Origin of the sequence: Bacteroides sp. D55t1_190419_B8 (assembly GCF_015558905.1) — a bacterium.
GTDB classification, from domain to species: Bacteria; Bacteroidota; Bacteroidia; order Bacteroidales; family Bacteroidaceae; genus Bacteroides; species Bacteroides vicugnae.
In genome coordinates, this window is record NZ_JADMOU010000062.1 from 1 (window position 1) to 2,606 (window position 2,606).

Annotated in this window: 2 protein-coding genes; one reads left to right on the top strand and one right to left on the bottom strand. The window is 43.4% G+C overall.

The genetic code is table 11. The features are described 5' to 3' along the window. Positions 1 to 95 precede the first annotated feature (95 nt). Positions 96 to 932 (bottom strand): hypothetical protein, encoded by an 837-nt coding sequence (locus I2I13_RS24305; RefSeq protein WP_074707794.1) that lies wholly within the window; start codon positions 930 to 932, stop codon positions 96 to 98. A 95-nt stretch (positions 933 to 1,027) separates the two neighbouring features. Between I2I13_RS24305 and I2I13_RS24310 the strand changes: the two genes are divergently transcribed. Then, positions 1,028 to 2,461 carry a CCA tRNA nucleotidyltransferase gene (locus I2I13_RS24310; RefSeq protein WP_074707796.1) on the top strand — a complete coding sequence of 478 codons (1,434 nt, stop codon included), beginning with the start codon at positions 1,028 to 1,030 and terminating at the stop codon, positions 2,459 to 2,461. Positions 2,462 to 2,606: the final 145 nt, after the last annotated feature.

Consider the following 2,606-nt stretch of genomic DNA (forward strand, 5'->3'; position numbering starts at 1 on the left):
CAATCTTTTTAAACCGTGTAATCCGCGTAATCCGTGCCTAAATATATTTCTTTCTAACCGGATAGCTTTCTTTTTGCTGAATGGCTTTCCTTTTACTAATCGGTAATTTCTTCCTGTGCTTTCCGTTCTTTCTTCTTATTGATGAATCCGATTTTCAGGTTGGCTTCCTCTTGTTCTTTTTTAATCTGCTCCATGGCAGAGAGGATTTGTGCTAATTCGTAAACACCTGCTGCGGCCTGGCGGTCGGTGGGACTCATTGTCGTTTTATAGGTGCGGTCGCCTATATATTCCACACGGATATTTTTGTCTTTATTGAGATTCAGGAATTCGATTACATTTCCGTCTTCCCCTAGTTTGTAGTCAGCTTTTTCTATTTTCTCGTTCATATCCGTTGACTCGTAGCTGTCTTTGGAGCTTGGAGTTTCTGCAAAACTGCCGTCAGGGGCAATCACTTTCACTTTTGTATGGTGGATATTGCCGGCACCACAGTAGATGGAAGTCATACTCATTATACCTTGCTCGTTCACTTGGAAGCGGAGGTATGAACGGTGCATATTCTTTTCAATGGTCTGTGTAGGCCAGAGGTAGTTGCCGACTTGTTGATATTCGGCATCTTTTTCTAGTTTGAATTTGTCCTTGATGGCATTGAATTCTTCCGTCTTTGCCTGAAAGGCGCTATCCAGGTAAGCAAGCGTTTTTTGCTGTGCCTTTGTTTCAACATCGAGCATCAGTGCCTGTCCCGCCTTACGTGCTTCGAACGCTTTGGGATAGAGAATCTTGATACTGTCAATTTGTAACTTAGCTTCTTCATAGTCGCCACGTTCGTAGGCAGCCTTGGCAACCATCAGTTTTTCATTGGCTTTTTTCTCAAGGCCATTTCCGCAGGCAGCTAATGCCAGCGTACCACAAAAGAGGATAGTCAGTTTTTTCATCACAAATTCTATTTACTGGTTTTATTAGCGGCAAAAGTACAAATATATCCCTTATTTTTGTAATTTTGTCCCCTCAAAACTTATAACTAAAAAGAATGATAGAGTTGACTCAAGAGGAATTGAAGCAGCATTTTAGCGAACCCATCTTCGGACAGATAGCCGAAACGGCTGATACACTTGGTATGGAGTGTTATGTGGTAGGTGGTTACGTTCGTGATATTTTTCTGCAGCGTCCCTCTAAAGATATAGATGTAGTAGTTGTAGGAAGTGGAATTGCAATGGCGGAAGCCCTTGGAAAACAGTTGGGACGTGGTGCTCATGTTTCTGTTTTCAAGAATTTCGGAACAGCACAAGTAAAATATAGAGGCACGGAAGTAGAGTTTGTTGGTGCACGTAAAGAGTCTTATCAACGGGATTCGCGTAAACCTATCGTTGAAGACGGCACGCTGGAAGACGATCAGAATCGTCGCGATTTCACGATCAATGCTTTGGCCGTATGTCTCAATAAAGCACGTTTTGGCGAATTGGTAGATCCGTTCGGAGGTTTGGAGGATATGAAGGAAAAGACAATCCGCACTCCCCTCGACCCGGATATCACTTTCAGCGATGATCCCTTGCGCATGATGCGTTGCATCCGTTTTGCTACGCAATTGGGTTTTTACATTGATGATGATACTTTCGAATCGCTTTGCCGGAATAAGGAACGGATTGAAATTATATCCCGTGAACGTATTGCGGACGAACTGAATAAGATTATTCTTTCTCCAATCCCCTCAAAAGGATTTATTGATTTGGAGCGTAGCGGTTTGCTGCCGTTGATTTTTCCGGAATTTGCTGCCTTGCAGGGGGTGGAAACACGGAACGGGCGTTCCCATAAGGATAATTTTTATCATACGTTGGAAGTGCTGGATAATATCAGCAAGAAGACTGATAACCTTTGGCTTCGTTGGGCTGCTTTGTTGCACGACATTGCCAAACCTGTCACGAAACGTTGGGAACCTAAAGCGGGATGGACGTTCCATAATCATAACTTTATCGGTGAAAAGATGATTCCGCATATCTTCCGCAAGATGAAGTTGCCGATGAATGAGAAGATGAAGTATGTACAAAAGCTGGTCAGCCTGCACATGCGCCCGATCGTTATCGCGGATGACGTGGTGACAGACTCGGCTGTACGCCGTCTGCTCTTCGAAGCGGGTGATGACATTGACGACTTGATGATGCTTTGCGAAGCGGATATTACTTCCAAGAATATGGAACGTAAACAGCGTTTCCTGAATAACTTCCAGTTGGTTCGACAGAAACTGAAGGATTTGGAAGAGAAAGACCGTGTCCGTAATTTCCAGCCACCTGTGAGCGGTGAAGAAATTATGGAGATTTTCGGCTTGGAACCTTGTCGTGAGGTCGGAGTCTTGAAGAGTGCTATTAAAGATGCAATCTTGGATGGAGTGATTCCGAACGAATATGAGGCGGCTCATGCTTTCATGCTGGAACGGGCAAAGAAGATGGGAATGACGCCTATCCGCTGATAGAAGGATGGAACAGATATATTATAGTATTCAGATACAGATTTATATGAGTCAGTAGTTGAATTGGAGTAAAAACAGTATATAAATGAACTATTTCACCACAGAGGACACGGAGGACACAGAGGTTATAATAATCTCTGAATTA